Below are 531 nucleotides of genomic sequence, written 5' to 3'. Positions count from 1 at the left end.
CCAGATTCGCCGTGCTGGTATCACCGTCAGCATCCGTCAAGGTGTAGGTGAAGGTATCGGTCCCCGTGCCACCACCGTGCAGATTGAAGAAGTCCGGATCAGCAGGATTCAGCGTGTAGGTGTAGGAACCATCTGCGGCCAGGACCAAGGTGCCGTAAGTTCCGGTAAAGGTACCGGCGGTGATGGGTCCGGTGACACGGTCGGCCCCCTGGACATCGTTGGTCAGCACATTACCCGTCAGCACTGTCGCAGCTTCGGTTGCCACCGAGGCATTGGTATCCGCCACCGCCGTCGGTACGTCATCGACGATATTCACATCGACGCTGCCGCTGCTAGTACTGCCGTCAGTATCGGTAGCAGTGACCGTAAAGCTCTCGGTCAAATTATTGATGCCGCCGCCAGCAGGATGTGCCTCGTTGTCCACCAAGGTGTAGCTATAGGACACCACACCAGTACTGGCGTCATAGCCCGTCACCGTCAGCGTATTGCCCAAAGGAGTCGTGGCTGTTTGCGGGAAGGTGGCCGCCACGC

The 531-nt window shown here is 58.9% G+C and carries 1 protein-coding gene; it reads right to left on the bottom strand.

The annotated features are described in order from the left end of the window. On the bottom strand, window positions 1–531 hold a 531-nt coding region (locus ACODSK_RS32650), incomplete at both ends, for a cadherin-like domain-containing protein (protein WP_489022284.1).

This window comes from Pseudomonas sp. FG98, from assembly GCF_057808595.1.
This window is presented reverse-complemented; position numbering and strand designations above follow the sequence as displayed.